The sequence below is a fragment of the Streptomyces albus subsp. albus genome (assembly GCF_000725885.1).
Taxonomy (GTDB): Bacteria; Actinomycetota; Actinomycetes; order Streptomycetales; family Streptomycetaceae; genus Streptomyces; species Streptomyces albus.
The window spans coordinates 65,564-78,958 of record NZ_JODR01000005.1 but is presented as its reverse complement, the minus strand read 5'-3'; the positions used below and the strand labels follow the sequence as shown (position 1 = coordinate 78,958).

The 13,395-nt window shown below is 72.5% G+C and carries 16 protein-coding genes and 2 pseudogenes; 14 read left to right on the top strand and 4 right to left on the bottom strand.

What is annotated here, in order from left to right; translation table 11 throughout:
- Positions 1-154: 154 nt before the first annotated feature.
- Both IO40_RS0106450 and IO40_RS0106445 read left to right on the top strand, forming a co-directional pair.
- Positions 155-1,636 (top strand): NCS1 family nucleobase:cation symporter-1, encoded by a 1,482-nt coding sequence (locus tag IO40_RS0106450; RefSeq protein ID WP_016471558.1) that lies wholly within the window; start codon positions 155-157, stop codon positions 1,634-1,636.
- Positions 1,637-1,659: 23 nt separating this feature from the next.
- Complete coding sequence (locus IO40_RS0106445) at positions 1,660-2,385, top strand: aspartate/glutamate racemase family protein (protein WP_016471557.1); 726 nt, start codon at positions 1,660-1,662, stop codon at positions 2,383-2,385.
- On the opposite strand, the gene IO40_RS0106440 is transcribed toward IO40_RS0106445, so the two are convergent.
- Positions 2,331-3,113: an NUDIX domain-containing protein gene (locus IO40_RS0106440; RefSeq protein ID WP_174500681.1), complete on the bottom strand. Its 783-nt coding sequence runs from the start codon at positions 3,111-3,113 to the stop codon at positions 2,331-2,333. The genes IO40_RS0106445 and IO40_RS0106440 overlap by 55 nt on opposite strands.
- Positions 3,114-3,319: 206 nt before the next feature.
- Here IO40_RS0106440 and IO40_RS0106435 point away from each other — a divergent pair, with 206 nt between their 5' ends.
- From IO40_RS0106435 to IO40_RS0106400, 8 genes and pseudogenes are all read left to right on the top strand, one after another.
- Entirely contained in the window at positions 3,320-3,619 is a 300-nt protein-coding gene (locus tag IO40_RS0106435; protein ID WP_016471555.1) for a YiaA/YiaB family inner membrane protein, read from the top strand.
- A 72-nt stretch (positions 3,620-3,691) separates the two neighbouring features.
- The gene (locus IO40_RS0106430; RefSeq protein WP_030408580.1) at positions 3,692-4,372 is read left to right on the top strand and encodes a hypothetical protein; all 681 of its coding nucleotides are present in this window, start codon (positions 3,692-3,694) and stop codon (positions 4,370-4,372) included.
- Positions 4,369-5,079, top strand: a complete 711-nt coding sequence (locus tag IO40_RS39650) for a hypothetical protein (RefSeq protein ID WP_063830993.1) — start codon at positions 4,369-4,371, stop codon at positions 5,077-5,079. The genes IO40_RS0106430 and IO40_RS39650 overlap by 4 nt, the downstream gene beginning before the upstream one ends.
- 23 nt (positions 5,080-5,102) lie before the next feature.
- Positions 5,103-5,988 (top strand): annotated as a pseudogene (locus tag IO40_RS33220) (STAS domain-containing protein).
- Entirely contained in the window at positions 5,985-6,398 is a 414-nt protein-coding gene (locus tag IO40_RS0106415; protein ID WP_016471551.1) for an STAS domain-containing protein, read from the top strand. The pseudogene IO40_RS33220 and the gene IO40_RS0106415 overlap by 4 nt, the downstream one beginning before the upstream one ends.
- Positions 6,395-6,598, top strand: a complete 204-nt coding sequence (locus tag IO40_RS39645) for a hypothetical protein (protein ID WP_324604517.1) — start codon at positions 6,395-6,397, stop codon at positions 6,596-6,598. The genes IO40_RS0106415 and IO40_RS39645 overlap by 4 nt, the downstream gene beginning before the upstream one ends.
- Positions 6,582-7,862 carry a PP2C family protein-serine/threonine phosphatase gene (locus IO40_RS0106405; protein WP_324604516.1) on the top strand — a complete coding sequence of 427 codons (1,281 nt, stop codon included), beginning with the start codon at positions 6,582-6,584 and terminating at the stop codon, positions 7,860-7,862. The genes IO40_RS39645 and IO40_RS0106405 overlap by 17 nt, the downstream gene beginning before the upstream one ends.
- Complete coding sequence (locus IO40_RS0106400; RefSeq protein ID WP_031175013.1) at positions 7,859-9,121, top strand: PP2C family protein-serine/threonine phosphatase; 1,263 nt, start codon at positions 7,859-7,861, stop codon at positions 9,119-9,121. Before IO40_RS0106405 ends, IO40_RS0106400 begins: the two co-directional genes overlap by 4 nt.
- A 387-nt stretch (positions 9,122-9,508) precedes the next feature.
- Here IO40_RS0106400 and IO40_RS39640 read toward each other — a convergent pair.
- A pseudogene (locus IO40_RS39640) lies at positions 9,509-9,733 on the bottom strand (DUF5133 domain-containing protein); the annotation flags it as partial.
- 100 nt (positions 9,734-9,833) lie between these two features.
- On the bottom strand, positions 9,834-10,652 hold the full coding sequence (locus IO40_RS0106385; protein ID WP_031175012.1) for a SigB/SigF/SigG family RNA polymerase sigma factor: 819 nt from the start codon (positions 10,650-10,652) through the stop codon (positions 9,834-9,836).
- Between the two features lie 436 nt (positions 10,653-11,088).
- On the opposite strand from IO40_RS0106385, the gene IO40_RS0106380 reads away from it, so the two are divergent.
- The 4 genes from IO40_RS0106380 to IO40_RS0106365 all read left to right on the top strand — a co-directional run bounded on the left by IO40_RS0106380 (position 11,089) and on the right by IO40_RS0106365 (position 12,836).
- Positions 11,089-11,286, top strand: a complete 198-nt coding sequence (locus IO40_RS0106380; RefSeq protein WP_031175011.1) for a DUF5708 family protein — start codon at positions 11,089-11,091, stop codon at positions 11,284-11,286.
- Positions 11,287-11,398: 112 nt separating this feature from the next.
- Positions 11,399-11,932, top strand: coding sequence for a pyridoxamine 5'-phosphate oxidase family protein (locus tag IO40_RS0106375; protein ID WP_030408573.1), 534 nt, complete (start codon positions 11,399-11,401; stop codon positions 11,930-11,932).
- 78 nt (positions 11,933-12,010) lie between these two features.
- The gene (locus IO40_RS0106370) at positions 12,011-12,544 is read left to right on the top strand and encodes an AAA family ATPase (RefSeq protein ID WP_016471544.1); all 534 of its coding nucleotides are present in this window, start codon (positions 12,011-12,013) and stop codon (positions 12,542-12,544) included.
- 31 nt (positions 12,545-12,575) lie between these two features.
- Positions 12,576-12,836, top strand: coding sequence for a DUF6332 family protein (locus tag IO40_RS0106365; protein ID WP_030408572.1), 261 nt, complete (start codon positions 12,576-12,578; stop codon positions 12,834-12,836).
- Positions 12,837-12,931: 95 nt separating this feature from the next.
- On the opposite strand, the gene IO40_RS38235 is transcribed toward IO40_RS0106365, so the two are convergent.
- Positions 12,932-13,303: a hypothetical protein gene (locus IO40_RS38235; protein WP_063830992.1), complete on the bottom strand. Its 372-nt coding sequence runs from the start codon at positions 13,301-13,303 to the stop codon at positions 12,932-12,934.
- Between the last annotated feature and the right edge of the window lie 92 nt (positions 13,304-13,395).

Genomic DNA, 13,395 nt, shown 5'->3' with positions numbered 1-13,395 from the left:
AAAGGGCGCTTTGCTCATCCGCTCAAGTCGTCGCTTCCCAACTCTTGACGGTGCTGTTGGGAGAAAACTACGTTCTGGCGTGCGGAATCGCGCTTCCGTTTCGTGGAAAGCTCTGAACGTTCCCCGCCCCGCCCTCCCTTCCCCCGGAGCCCCTATGACCGCCGTGGATGAGCGAGCGTCCGTGGACACCAGCGGCACCGCCAGCTCTGGTCTCTACACCTACGACCTCGCCCCGACGAAGAAGGAAGGGCGCCGCTGGGGCGCCTACAACGTCTTCACGCTCTGGGCCAACGACGTGCACAGCCTCGGCAACTACGCCTTCGCCATCGGGCTGTTCGCCCTCGGACTCAACGTCTGGGGCATCCTGGCGGCGTTCGCGCTCGCCTCGGTCCTGCTCTTCCTCCTGCTGACCCTGTCCGGGTTCATGGGGCACAAGACGGGCGTCCCCTTCCCCGTCATGAGCCGTATAGCGTTCGGCGTCAACGGCGCGAAGATCCCCGCCGGGGTCCGGGGCGCCGTCGCCATCGCCTGGTTCGGCATCCAGACGTATCTGGCCTCGTCCGTGCTGAGCACCCTGCTGACGGCGATGTTCCCTAGCCTGCGCGCGCTCGACACCAACTCCGTGCTCGGCCAGTCGACACTCGGCTGGATCACCTTCCTCGCCCTGTGGGCCCTCCAAGTGGTCATCGTCAGCTACGGGATGCAGATGATCCGGCGCTACATGGCGTTCGCCGCGCCCACCACGCTGATCACCATGTGCGCCCTCGCGGCCTGGATGTTCTTCCGGGCCGACGGCTCGATCTCCTGGTCCACCGACACCCCGCTGACCGGCGGCGCGATGTGGCTCCAGATCCTCCAGGGCGCGGCACTGTGGGTGGTGGTCTACGGGACGTTCGTGCTCAACTTCTGCGACTTCACCCGGTCGGCGAAGAGCCGCGGCGCCATCGTCCGCGGCAATGTGATCGGCATCCCGGTGAACATGCTCTTCTTCGCCGTCATCGTCGCGGTGCTCAGCGGGGCGCAGTTCAAGCTGGACGGCCGAGTCATCACCAGTCCCACGGACATCGTCCGCACCGTCCCGAACATGTTCCTGCTGGCCGTCGCCTCACTCGCCCTGATCGCCCTCACCGTGGCGGTGAATCTGCTGGCCAACTTCGTCGCGCCCATCTACGCGCTGGTCAACTTCTTCCCGCGCACGCTCAACTTCCGCAGGGCCGGCCTGGTCAGCGCCGTACTGGGGCTGGTGATCCTGCCCTGGAACCTCTACGACAACCCGGTCGTCGTCAACTACTTCCTCGGCGGACTCGGTGCCCTCCTCGGCCCCCTCTTCGGCGTGATCATGGCGGACTACTGGCTGCTGCGCAGGGCCAGGATCAACGTGCCCGACCTCTACACCGAGGACGCGCAGGGCGAGTACCACTACCGCCGGGGCTACAACCCGCGCGCCGTCGCCGCCTTCGCGCCCAGCGCCGCAGCCGCCGTCGTCATCGCCCTGGTGCCCGCCTTCGGTGCCGTGGCCGGGTTCTCCTGGTTCATCGGCGCCCTCCTCGCCGCCGCGCTGTACGCGCTGATCGCGGACCGCGCCACTCCCATCCGTGACGTGGACGGCGAATCCATCGCCGTCGCCGCCGAATGACCCCTCCAGCAGAAAGCCCGGCCATGCGCATCCTCGTCGTCAACGTCAACACCACCGAGTCGATCACCGAGTCGATCGGCCGTCAGGCAGCCGGTGCCGCGGCGCCCGGTACCGAGATCGTGCCGCTGACCCCCGCCTTCGGTGCCGAATCCGTCGAGGGCAACTACGAGAGCTATCTGGCCGCCGTCGCCGTGATGGAGACGGTCCGCGCCTACCCGGAGCCGTTCGACGCGGTCATCCAGGCCGGCTACGGCGAGCACGGGCGGGAGGGTCTCCAGGAACTCCTCGACGTCCCGGTGGTCGACATCACCGAAGCCGCCGCGAGCACCGCCCAGTTCCTCGGCCGCTCCTACTCCGTGGTCACCAGTCTCGACCGCACCGTCCCGCTGATCGAGGAACGCCTCCACAGCGCGGGGCTCGGCGCCCGGTGCGCCTCCGTGCGCGCCAGCGGGCTGGCCGTGCTCGATCTGGAACGTGACGAGAAGGCCGCCGTGGACGCCATCGCCGAGCAGGCGGCCCGCGCGGTGACCGACGACCGCGCGGAGGTGATCTGCCTGGGCTGCGGCGGCATGTCCGGCCTGACCGAACGCGTCGTCGAGCGCACGGGTGTCCCGGTCGTCGACGGGGTGACCGCCGCGGTGAAGATCGCGGAATCCCTTGTGGCCCTCGGCCTGACCACCTCGAAAGTCCGCACCTACGCCCCGCCCCGGCCCAAGAAGTTCCGCAACTGGCCCTCCCCCGCCCGCTGAGGCGCGGCCCAGCGGGCGACGAGCTGCGGTACGTAGTCGGCCTGCGGGCCCAGCCCGTGCAACTCCGCCGCCGAGCGGACGAACGCGAGCCGGTCCAGTTCGGGCTCGTCCCCGCGGGCCGCGTGCGCGGCGAGCAGGCCGCGGTGGCGGGAGCGGACCAGGGCGGCGGGCAGCCGCGGCGCGAGGAAGTGCAGGCCCACCTTCCCGTACTCGCCGCGGGTGACAGCGTGGAGCGTCAGACCACCGGGCTCGGCACCGGCGCCCGTCTCCTCGGCGAGTTCCCGCGCGGCGTGCCGGCGCAGCGCGGCCTCGTCGAGCAGCCGCCCGGCGGTCCCCGGCGGTTCCGCCGAGCCGCCCGGGAGGCCCCAGCGCCCGGGGCCCGCCGTGGTCGCCGACCCCCGGCCCACCACCAGCCCCTCGTCCGTGGGCTGCAGCACCGTGACGAACACCGGGGAGGGCACCCAGGAGCCGGGGGCGCGGAGAAGCCGCAGGGCGCGGTGGCGGTAGGTGGCGCGGACCCACCGCAGCTCCAGGACGCCGGGCCGTGGCCGGTGCAGTCCCGTGCAGGCCACCAGAGGCCCGTCGAAGAGGTGCGGGTTGCCGGCGACGGCCTGAGCCCAGAGGCGGTCGACAGCCTGCTGTTCCTCCGGTGTCACCCGCAGGCTGCCGGCTTCCACGAGCCGTACCCGCCGCACGTCCAGGAACTCCACCGGGCCCCGTGTCGTCAAGCGCCGCCGGTTCACCGTCTCACCGTCCGTCTCACCGCTTCCCGGTGCGGGCTCCCGCGACCGCGGCCCTCACCGCTCCTTCGACGGCCCGAGACTATGCCGCCGGTCGCGGGCGGGCGGAACAGCGCACCGGCAAGGCTGCCGACGGGCGAATTCTGAGTACCCGTACCCATGTGCCGGACGCGGCCGGGAGGCACTCTCACGGTATGGCTGATATGACTCCTTCCGTCCAACGCCCCACCACCACGGCGTTCTTCGTGCAGTCGGCCGTCGCCTTCGGGGTGGCGCTGCTCGCACTGCTGGTCGGCATCGCGAGACTGCCCGTGGGCCAGTGGGAGCGCGGATTCCTCGGACTCGGACTGATCTTCGTCGTCTCCTCCGCCTTCACCCTCTCCAAGTGCGTACGCGACCGGCAGGAGGCGGCGGAGGTGACGAACAAGGTCGACAAGGCACGGATCGACAAACTGCTCACCGAGGTGGACCCGTTCGGCGCGGGCAAGCCCTGAACGGCGCCGCGCCCCGGGGCGAGTTGCCCTCGGGCACTGCCCGCCCCGGGACGGCGGTGTGAGACTGCGGTCATGACCCCTCATCTCGTCTCCGTCATCGGCAGCAGCCCGGGAGTCTGCAAATCGACGCTCTGCCGGGCGCTGGGCGGGTGGCTGTCCGCCACGGGCGCCTCCGTCGACCAGTTCGCGAAGGCGGACATCCTCACCCGCGAGGAATTCCGGCCCGTCGCCCAGGAGTTCGCCGACGGATCCGCCGCCGTACGGCCCGAGACGCTGACCGCGGACGTGCGCGCCTACGTCGCCGCATCGACGGCGGCCGGAAGGGACTACCTGGTCACCGACGCGCTGCTGCCCTTCATTCCGTCGCCGGTCGCCTGGGGGCACGACGAGAGGGCGCTGTTTTCCTTCGTGGACGGGCTGTCACGCGTGCTCGGACCGGTGCCGGTCACCGTCGTGTACGTGCACGACGATCCGGCCGCCGCGCTGCGGCGCGCGGTCGCCCGGGAGGGCGCCGGCTGGGAGGACTGGTACATCCGCAAGCTCGCCGGCTCACCCGGCACCCGGAGCGTGCGCGACCTTCCCTCCGCCGCCGCCCGTCTGCGCGCCGAGGCGGAGCCGACCCGCCGCCTCCTCACCCGTGCCCCCTGGCACGTGGTGACGGTCGATGTGGGCACGCTCGACACCGAGCAGACCTTCGCCTCGGCCCGCGACCGCCTCCCGGACCGGCTCGGACCGAGCACCTGCCCCGCGTGAACGCCGGCGACCGGTACACGGACCGCGCCCTTGCCGGCCGGCACGAGGCGGCCCGCGGGGACGGCGGGCGCGAGCCACAGGACGTGGACGCAGCGGCGGCCGGGGACGCGGACACCGGGGCCGACGGCGGATACGTCCGCTTCCAGGCGGTCACGCCGAACACCCGGGGGCACTTCACGGGCGTCTTCGGCCTCGTCAACAATCTCGGCCGCGCCGGGCTGCTCACCCTGGAGGAGGAGCGTTTCCGGCGTTCCGTCAACGCGTGGTACGACGCGGTCTGCCCGAACCCCTCGGACGCGGACCCCACCGTCTACGACCCGGCCCTGCATCCGCACGCCGCCGCATGGTTCAAGGCGACCGCCGTGCACCTCGTGGCGCGGGTGGGCGGCTATCTGGGGATCCTCGCCGCACACGGAGTGGACTGTCACATGCTGCACTCCCGTGACCCGGGCCACATCCTGTACGAGGACGGCTTCCAGATCGTCGTCGTCCCGTACCCCCACAATCCGAACGCAGGTGCGGATCGGTCACTGGCGAGAGCGATCCGTGGAGGGCCCGGGGGGAAGGGCCGGATGGCAGGCGGGCAGGCAGGGCAGGAGCGCAGGGAGGCCGGGCGGGACGGGCCTGCGAACCGGCCGGTCAGGGAGGTGGGTACGATCGGTCCGGTCACGAACCGCAGTACCGGCCCGGCGGCGAACGTCACGTAACGCAAAGGGGAAGGCACACCCAGATGACTGCCAGTAAGCCGACCGCACGCGCTCGACTGACGCAGGCGCTGGCCCAGCGGCAGGCGGAGACAGCCGACCGGTGGGTGCAGTTGCAGCGCGAGCGGGAGCAGTACGGCCGGAGCGCAGCCGAGGATGAGCTGCGCGAGGAGGCCGACGGCCTGGTGGCCGCGCTCGGCGAGGGCCTGGCCGGGGACCTCCCCATAGACCGGATCGTCAGCGAGTCCCCCCCCCCCCCCGCTGCGCGAGGCCGTGTGCGAGCTGTCGCTGCGGCGGGCCCGGGCGGGCACGCCGCCGACGGCCACGGCGCTGGCGGTGCTCTCCCTCAAGGAGGCGCTGCTGGAGGCGGTCCAGGACCAGGACCTGGCCACCGGCGAGCTGTTCGAGCTGGCGCTGATGGTCAACCATCTGCTGGACGCGGCGGGTGCCCTGTCCTTCGAGACCTACGTCCAGGGCCGTGAGGAGATCATCCGGCGGCAGAGCCGGCAGTTGCTCGAACTGTCGACCCCGGTCGTGCAGCTGTGGCGGAAGGTGCTGGCGGTGCCGCTGATCGGCAACCTGGACACCGCGCGCAGCCAGGTGGTGATGGAGAACCTGCTGGAGGGCATCCAGACGCACGAGGCGTCGGTCGCCATCATCGACATCACCGGTGTGCCCACCGTCGACACCTCCGTGGCGCAGCACCTGATCCAGACCGTCAAGGCCGTGCGACTGATGGGCGCCGACTGCGTGATCAGCGGTGTCCGGCCGGGCATCGCGCAGACCATCGTCCAGCTGGGTATCGATCTGTCGGACATCCTCACCCGGGCCACCCTGGCCGACGCCCTGGCGACGGCCATGCGGCTCACGGGCGATGCCGACGACACGCCGGAGGTGCCGAAGCTGCCGTGACTCTCCCGGACACCAACCACGCGAACGAGAGCGCCACCGTGCCGATCCTGCGGCTCGGTGACACCCTGGTCACCGGCCTGCTGAACGAACTGGACGACAAGCAGGCCACCGCGCTGGCGGAGGAGCTGACGGCCCGCATCGCCGAGGACAGGGCGCGCGGCGTGCTCCTGGACATCTCCCGGCTGGAGATCATCGACTCCTTCGTGGCCCGGGCGCTGATGGAGCTGAGCACGATGGCGCAACTGCTGGGCGCCCGCGTCATCGTCGCCGGCATGCGGCCCTCCGTGGCCATCACCCTGGTGGAACTCGGTATCGAGCTGACAGGAGTGGAGACCGCCTTGAACGCCGAAGAGGGCATGTCCGCCTTGGGCTGGCACCGGACCCGCGACGGCCGGGGTTCCGGGGAGTGATCTCGGGCACACGCTCCGGCGGGCGTTCGTCCTCGTCCGCCGCGGCGCAGCAGACGGCCCGGCAGTTCCCGCCGGGGGGTTCGCACGAGTATCCGGTGCGCACCGAGGACGACCTCCTGACGGTCCGGCACGCCGTCCGTGCCGCGTCACAGGAGCTGGGTTTCAGCCTGGTCGACCCGGGTGGTGACGGCGGCGAGTGAACTGGCCCGCAACGCGCTCATCCACGGAGGCGGCGGTGCCCTGTTCATCGAGCCGGTACGGGAGATCACCGGCACCGGTCTGCGGCTGGTCGTCAAGGACGACGGTCCCGGCATCAAGGACGTCGAGGGCGCGCTGACGGACGGGCTTCACCACCGGGGCGGGCCTGGGACACGGGCTGGGCGGCGCGCAGCGTCTCATGCACAGCTTCGAGGTGCACACCGCGCCGGGCGCCGGGACGACGATCACTGCCGTGCGGTGGCTCGACCGATGACGTCCGAGGCGTGGGACAGGCCGGTGACCGTGGAGACGCGCATCGACCACTACAGCGCCGTGCACCTGGCCGCCACCCGGGCCCGCTCCCTCGGCACGCGCTGCGGGCTGGGCGGCTCCCTGCCCGACCAGGCGGCGGCCGTCGCCAGCGAACTGGCCAGCAACCTGGACAAGTACGCGCGGGAGGGCAGCGTCTACCTCCAGGCCCTGCCGCTGGGCGAGGGGCTGGAGATAGTGGCGGTGGACCGAGGCCCGGGAATGGCCGACCCGCGACGCTGCCTGACCGACGGCTACACGACGGCGGGCTCGCTCGGCACCGGGCTGGGTGCCGTCCAGCGCATCGCCACCGACTTCCGGATCAACTCGACGGTCCCGGACGGCACGGTGGCCGCCGCCCGTATCACCGGCGGCCAGCACAGGCCCCTGCCCTCCGGCGCCGGAATGGTGTGCCTGCCGGCCGCGGGCGAGGACGTCTGCGGGGACTCCGCGGCGATCCACGAGAACGGGCACATACGCACGGCCCTGGTCATCGACGGCCTCGGGCACGGTGAAGCCGCCGGCCGGGGACTGCGCGTTTTCCACGACCACTGCGACGACCCCCTCGAGCAGATCATGCAACGTATGCATCACGCTCTGCGGCACACCCGCGGTGCCGCCGTAGGACTTGTGCGGATCGCCCCGGGCACGGCCGACTTCTGCGCCGTCGGCAACATCCGGCTGTGCGTGCTCTCGCCGCAGCGCCCCCACCGTCAACTGGACGGCCGGCCGGGCATCGTCGGCTGGAACCTGCCGACCGTGCAGACGCGCACGGCCACCGTGGCCGCCGACGAGACGACCGTGCTGTACTCGGACGGCATCGAGGCCCGCTGGGCGCGGCAGCCCTCGGCGTACTTCCTGGGGCTGCCCGCCGAAGTGCTGCCGGTCGCCCTCGGCCACCGGCACCGCCGGCTGCGGGACGACGCCACCGCCGTGAGCCTCGCGGGGGTGGCATGAACGTCCACGAGAGCGGACTGGCCACGCTCGCCCACGTCCGGCAGGCCGTGCGGCGGCTCGCCGACAGCCACGGCCTGCCCACGCCCGTCCGCGGCCGTCTGGTGCTCTCCGTGAGCCAGGTGGCCCGCCCCCTGCTGGCGCGCGGGACCGGTCTCGGGCTGCGGGCCACCCGCGTCCCGGCCACCGGAGCGGACGAGGACGGCACCGGGGAACTGGTGGTGACCCTCACCACCGACGCCCCGGCGCCGGGCACGCCCACGGACCGCGGCGCGCTGCCGCTGCCCGCGCAGCGCGGCGGCGACGGGGAGACCGTCTGGCGGCTGCCGCTGCCCGGCCCCGCCGCGCCCCCCACGGCCGGCGGCGGGGAGGACGACGGTGACGAGGCGGCCACCGAGGCGGAGATGCGGGCCCTGCTCGCGGAGATCGACGACCTCACCGCGAGCCACCAGCGGCTGACCGACGAACTGGCCGAGACCAACAGCGGCGTCCTGGCCCTGTACGTGCAGCTGGAGGAGCGGGACGAGCAACTGCGCCGCGCCCACGGCCAGACGCTCCGCGAGCTGGAGGACGCGCTGCGTCCCGCGCCGCCGCACGTACCCGGTGTGGAGCTGGCCGTGCACTACGCACCGGCCGACACCGACGCCCCCACGGGCGGCGACCTGTACGACTGGTTCACCCTTCCCGACGGCACGGTGCACATCACCGTCGTGGACGCGCTCGGCCACGGCGTACGCAGTACCCGCAGCGCGCTGAACGTCACCCACGCGGTGCGCACGCTGGCGCTGGAGGGGCACCACCCGAAGAACATCGTCGAACGGGTCAGCGAGATCCTGCGGGGCATCGACCCGCAGCTGATGGCCACCTTGCTGCTGGCCCGTCTCAACCCCGCGACGGGAGAACTGCTGCTGGCCAACGGCAGCCATCCGCCGGCCCTGCTGGTCCGCGCCGACGGGCGCAGCGAGTACCTGGAGGTCCCCGGCCGCGGGATCGGCTTCCCGATGCCCGGCAGCGAAGAAGTGCTTCCCGCCCGGCTGGGTCCGGGAGACCTGCTCGTGCTGTACACCGACGGTCTCACCGAGAGCCGCCGCGACCCGCTGGAGGGCGAGCGGCGCCTCGCCGCCTCGGCCCGCCGGCATGCGACGGCCGCCATCACGGACATCCCCGAAGCCATCGCCGGGGACATGCACACCCGCATCCTCCACCGGGACGACACCCTCGCCCTGGCGGTACGCCTCACCCGCGAGGAGAAGCAGCGGTGAGCCGCCCCGGGTGGAGGGGGCTCCCCCCGGGGCGGCTCACCACGGCGTGAGGGGGGCCGGCCCGTCAGCCGGCGGAGGCGGCACCCGTCCCTCCGGAGGCACGGCGTTCCACCGGCCGTCCGGCCGCCGGACGGGTGGCGGCGGCCGGACGGGAGCGCCGGGCGGCCTGCGGCGGCCGGTGCCCGATGGCCCGTGCCGCCGATACGCGGACGGTCAGCCAGGGCTTGCGCACCAGGCGGCGCACGGCTAGGCGACCGAGGCGGACGGCGCCGCCGGGTCGGTGCCGGCCGTGCCGGTTCCGGCGTCCGCGGCCTGCCGCACATGATCGGCGGCGGGGGCGGCCGGTGCGGCGTTCGCCTCGGTCGGCGCCTGCCCCGGGGCGTTCCGCGCCGTCAGGAGGGAGTCGTCCTCGGGCCGGGCGCCGGGCAGCCGGTGCCGGGCGGCGACCAGCGCCGCGTCGACGTCGCGGGTGCCCGTCGAGACGCACAGGGTGTAGGCCACGTCGTTCATGCGCTGCCGCACCTCGGGGGAACCGTCCTGCGCGTGCAGTACCCGCAGCGTTTCGTACTGCTCGACGAGGTCGCGGAGAACGGCGGGGTGGGCCATCAACATGCGGCGTCCTTTCTCGGGTTCGCGGGCCGCGGCGGTCGGGGGACGGTGAGCGGGACGCGCCGCGGGCCGAAGGGGTCGGTGAGGAGTTCGGTGGGGGACGTCAGGCGGTCCCGGCATGAGCCGGCTCGCGCTCGACCTGGCGGCGGACCCGCTCGCAGGTACGGGACAGCAGCCGTGAGACGTGCATCTGCGAGATGCCCAGCTCCTCGCCGATGCGGGACTGCGTCATACCGCGGAAGAACCGCAGGTACAGCACCTTGCGCTGGCGCTCGGGCAGTTCGCGCAGACACGGTTTGACCGCTTCCCGGGCCACCACGGCGTCGAAACCGGCATCCGTCTCGCCGAGGGTGTCGGCGAGCGAGAACGCCTCGTCCGGCGCGGTGAGGGAGGCGTCCAGGGACAGGGCGCGGAAGCTCTCCGTGGCCTCCAGCCCGGCCTTGACGTCCTCCTGGGACAGCCCGGTCAGCTCGGCGATCCGCTCGGGCGTCACACTCTGGCCGCTGCCGGTGTCCTCCAGCGCGCGGACGGCCGAGCGCACCTTGTTCCGCAGTTCCTGGACCCGGCGCGGTACGTGCACCTCCCAGGCGCGGTCCCGGAAGTGGCGGCGTATCTCGCCGGTGATCGTGGGCACGGCGAACGGCTCGAAGGCGGTGCCCTGCGCGGGATCGAAGCGGTTGACGGCCTTCACCAGTCCGAGCGCCGCCACCTGCTCCAGATCCTCCAGCGCCTCTCCGCGGTTGCGGTACTTGGCCGCGAGCCGGTGGGCCATCGGCAGCCAGGCCGCCACCAGCCGGCCGCGCAGCTCCTCCCGCTCAGGGCCCTGCGGCAGGGCTGCCAGCCGCTCGAAGTCCGCGGCCGTGTCGGGCGCGTCGTGGTGGCTGTGACGGTTGCGCTGGGGCCGGTACCGAACGGCGCACATAGGATCTGACTCCTCCCCGGTGTCTCGACATCGCACGGCGGTGGGAGAAGCGGCTGTGGGACAGGCGTCGCGGGCTGTCGCGGGCTTCTCCTCCGCGTCTGTGCCTGTCCTCCCAAGCACGTGACCGCCTTGTATCCGGCGCCCTCACCGGCAAACCTCACAGGCACCCCACAGGTGTATGCATGGGTGCCGCAGCGCGGCGGTGCGAGCCGGCTGACCCGGCGTCAGGGAACGGGCGGGGATCGCGTGCCCCGGTGTGGGGAGGAGCCGTACCCCCGTCGGGGTCCGCCGAACGATGCAGTACCGGCTCCTGCGCGAAGCGGACGAGAGCCCGTCCGGCGCCTTTTAGAGTGAGACCCGCCCCCGGCAGCCCCCTCTGCGTCCTACCGGCAGGCACCGCGGGGGGCCGGTGTGTGCCCCCGCCAAGGAGTCGACGGTGCGTCGCGCGAGCAAGAACCTGATCGAGGGAAGCGTCACCTTTCTGGTCGGCCTGGCCCTCAAACTGTTCGCCGGGGACGTCGAGACCCCGGTCGTCACCCTGACGAAGGCCGGCGTCGTCCTCATGTGCATCGGCGGCATCCAGGTGGCCTCGGGCCTCCTCCGCGCGAAACGCGAGCCCACCGCCAGGACATGACGGCCCCCGGACATGTGGGGTACGGCCGGCCGACGCGCGATGGGGCGGCCCTGCGGGCCGGGTCCGCTTTGTGCCGGAATCATAGGGCGGAGGACACCGAGAGGACTCCGTGATGACGGCACACACACCGCCGCTGGAGCCGCACACCGAACTGGACGCGCGCTACAGCTCCCCCGACGCGACCGCCACACCATGGACCGAGGCCGTCTCCTGCCTGGAACGGGCCGAGATCTTCTGGCTCTCGACGGTGCGTCAGGACGGCCGCCCCCATGTCACCCCGGTGATGACGGTGTGGACCGACGGGGCGCTCCACTTCACCACCGGCGAGCGGGAACGCAAGGTCCTCAACATCACCGGCAACCCGCAGGTGGCCCTCACCACCGGGACGAACACCTACGGCGAGGGCTGCGATCTGGTCGTCGAGGGCGAGGCAGTGCGGGTCACCGACGAGGGGCGGCTGGCGGCACTGGCCACCCTGTGGGAGGCCAAGTACGGCAGCGAGTGGCACTTCGACGTCCACGAGGAAGCCTTCCGCTCCCCCGCCCACGACATCCGCTCCCTCGTCTTCCGGGTCGTGCCGCGCACCGCGTTCGGCTTCGGCAGGGGCGCCCGTTTCAGCCAGACCCGCTGGCACTTCACCCGGTGACCGCGCCGGCCGCGGTGGCCGGGCGGGGGTGCGGAATACCGTTCGCCCGGACCCGCCGCGCGCTGGCAGGCTGCCGCCATGGATCACGCGGAGGCGCTGCTCATCGGAGGACGCGCGGGAGTCGGCAAGACGACGGTGGCGTGGGAGGTTTCCGCGCTGCTGCGCGCCGCGGCCGTTGCGCACGTGGTACTCGAAGGCGACTACCTGGGCCAAGCACACCCGGCGCCGGACGGCGACCCGGACCGGGCCCGGCTGACCGAGGACAATCTGACGGGCCTGTGGGCGAACTTCGCCCGGCGTGGCCACCGTCGGCTCGTCTACACCAACACGGTGAGCGTACTGCCCGAGACGGCAGGCATGTTCGAGCGCGCCATGGGAGCGGACGTACGTCTCATACGGGTGCTGCTGACCGCCTCGGACTCCACGGCCCGCGACCGGCTGACGGGCCGTGAACTCGGCTCCGAGCTGGAACAGGAGATCGCCGGCAGCGTGCGCAAGGCGCGACTGCTGGACGCGCGTGCACCGGCGGACACCGTACGGGTGCCCACCGACGGCAGGTCGGTGGCCGCCATCGCCCGCGAGACGGTGGCCGTCACCGGCTGGCGAGGATGACGTGCGCCGTGCCGGTACCGATAATCCCGGTATGAGAAATGGTCCCCGCAGCCAGGCCGAACGTGACGCACTCACCGTGGAGATCGGCTACGCGCTGCTCAGTGCCGGGCTGCTCGCCGCTTTGGTGTTCGCCGCGATCGCGAGTCCCGCCGTCGTGTGGGAACTCCCCTCCCGCGCCGTTCACGCACTGCTGCTCGCGGGCGCGGTGACGGCCGGGCTGCTCGCGGTGGTACGGATCGTCCGGGTGCTGCGGCGGTACGCGCGCCGGGAGGGCCGGGCGCGGGAGGCATGACGGCGACCGGGCGTGACGGGCCCGGGGATGCGGCGGCCCCGCGGGGGCGGCCCGGTACGTGCCGGTGTGGGAGAGGGTCCCCGTCCGGCGCGGTGTCATGAGGGGGGCCGCCGCGTGCCGCCGTTCCCGTCTCCGTCTCCGTCGTCGTCTTCGTATCCGTCTTCGTCTTCGTCTTCGTCCGGATCGTCTTCTCGCCTCGCGTGCTTCTCCGGCTCGCGTTCCCGCCCGTCGCGGGTTTCCCTCCCGGGTTCTTCCGTCTCGTGCGTCTCCCGCGATTCCTCCTCGTCGCCGGTGAGCTCCGAGGCGAGTGCGTAGTCGACCTGGACATCCTCGTACCGCTCCCCGGGGCGCACGGGCGCGGGCAGACCGGTGCGGGTGCTGCGCGAGACCGAGCGCCGGCCCGGAGTGCCGTGAAAGGCGACCTCGGTCTGCGGCGCCGAGCGGAAACGGAGACTGTCCGCACGCACCGACGCGCCGAAGGCGATGTCGGGCTCCCCCTCCCCTTGCGGGTCCCCCTCCCCCTGCGACTCACGTTCCTCCCGCGGCTCACGCCGGCCGG

Excerpts from the sequence above, each read along its gene's own strand:
- IO40_RS0106400 (WP_031175013.1), top strand. The coding sequence starts at position 7,859 with ATGAACGTCCACGAGAGCGGACTGGCCACGCTCGCCCACGTCCGGCAG.
- IO40_RS0106430 (WP_030408580.1), top strand. The coding sequence starts at position 3,692 with ATGACCCCTCATCTCGTCTCCGTCATCGGCAGCAGCCCGGGAGTCTGC.
- IO40_RS0106370 (WP_016471544.1), top strand. The coding sequence starts at position 12,011 with ATGGATCACGCGGAGGCGCTGCTCATCGGAGGACGCGCGGGAGTCGGC.
- IO40_RS0106375 (WP_030408573.1), top strand. The coding sequence starts at position 11,399 with ATGACGGCACACACACCGCCGCTGGAGCCGCACACCGAACTGGACGCG.
- IO40_RS0106450 (WP_016471558.1), top strand. The coding sequence starts at position 155 with ATGACCGCCGTGGATGAGCGAGCGTCCGTGGACACCAGCGGCACCGCC.
- IO40_RS0106385 (WP_031175012.1), bottom strand. The coding sequence starts at position 10,652 with ATGTGCGCCGTTCGGTACCGGCCCCAGCGCAACCGTCACAGCCACCAC.
- IO40_RS0106365 (WP_030408572.1), top strand. The coding sequence starts at position 12,576 with ATGAGAAATGGTCCCCGCAGCCAGGCCGAACGTGACGCACTCACCGTG.
- IO40_RS0106445 (WP_016471557.1), top strand. The coding sequence starts at position 1,660 with ATGCGCATCCTCGTCGTCAACGTCAACACCACCGAGTCGATCACCGAG.
- IO40_RS0106435 (WP_016471555.1), top strand. The coding sequence starts at position 3,320 with ATGGCTGATATGACTCCTTCCGTCCAACGCCCCACCACCACGGCGTTC.